A 1,285-nucleotide genomic window follows, 5' to 3' on the forward strand; every position below is an offset into this window, starting at 1 on the left:
GCCTCTGCTAGCGGCTGCTGTGCTGCTTGCAGACTCTGTTGCGCTTGCTGCAAGGCTGCTATCTCCATAAGCGCATTACTCAACTCTTGACGAGATAATGGTGGCAACGATGCCTTCAACAGGCTATCAATCTCCTCTCGTAGGAGCGCAATCTCCTGCTCTAGTGCTTGGTTATTAGGCAAATTTGCAAAGCGCTGCTGAAGTATCCGCAGTTGCTCTTGCAGGGTTATGATCTCGGTAGCTGGTGCGGCTGCTAAATCTTGAAGGCTAGCTTGGTGCTCATCTAGCATGGCCACAATTTTCCCTAAGCTAGATTCCACATGGTTCATGCGATCATTGCTTACCATGTCTAGCAAGTGGGTGTTGACCTCAATCAACGAAGCTTGGAGGGCAGGCACTTGCTCTTGCACACAGAGCACATCCTGTCGAATTGATGGAATAGTTTTCTCTTCCAGAGCCGTCAGCCGATCGTGCAATGTCGCTTCTACCTCGTTGATTGCTTGTTGAGCCTGGGCCATAACGCCCTGGGTAGCTGACTCTAGGGCAACTGCAAACTCATCAGGTCGAGGCATCGCCAGCACACGTTGCTGCATGGCACAGCGAGCTTGAACTTCCTGCTCAATGTCTTGGTTTAACCGATCCAGCGCCGAAACAACCTCATCGTTCACTTGCCCGTCTAACCGACGACGATTGACCAAGTTCAGAACCAAAGCAACAGACAGGGGCGCAGAGGCAAGGGCGGCCTGCTGATACAGAACGGATGCTACGGTGCCTACTCCTGAACCAACTAGTGCAAGATATTCTAATGTTTCAACCCAACGATGCTTATTCACGCTGTTTTACCTGGTGGATGCATGTTTACACGGCCATGACTATGGTGGGGGCGATTATTGCCAGCAACCAAGCTGCTTGTGCTTCCTTTTTCTGAAGAACCAAGGGGCCATCAGGAAATCTCAAACGAGTCTCTCGTATTCAAGGTATCCTTGCTGACTTCACCCCTAGTGATTGCATCTGGAATCATCTTGTCCGAGAATAGAGGAAATTGGCTGTGGATAGGGATACTGAAGCACCATGACTGACTTAAATAGCACCTTGCCTACTATCTATCTAGGGTTGTTCTTAACTCTGTTGTCTGGGGCGGCTTGGTTTGTTGTGCAGCAGGTGTTGCGTACCCGCCAAACCGAACTCAAGCTCTCGGCACTGCAAAATCGCCTATCTAAGGAAAAAGGCACGCCTCAAGAGTATTACGAACTGGGCAGCATCTACCTCAACAAAAAACTGTTTG

The 1,285-nt window shown here is 50.0% G+C and carries 2 protein-coding genes; one reads left to right on the top strand and one right to left on the bottom strand.

Annotated elements, in window-relative coordinates:
- Positions 1-833: hypothetical protein (locus tag NZ772_19155; GenBank protein MCS6815675.1), on the bottom strand; the 833-nt coding region annotated here is incomplete at its 3' end.
- A gap of 238 nt (positions 834-1,071) precedes the next feature.
- Here NZ772_19155 and NZ772_19160 point away from each other — a divergent pair.
- Positions 1,072-1,285: hypothetical protein (locus tag NZ772_19160; GenBank protein ID MCS6815676.1), on the top strand; the 214-nt coding region annotated here is incomplete at its 3' end.

It is taken from the genome of Cyanobacteriota bacterium, assembly GCA_025054735.1.
GTDB lineage: Bacteria > Cyanobacteriota > Cyanobacteriia > SKYG9 > SKYG9 > SKYG9.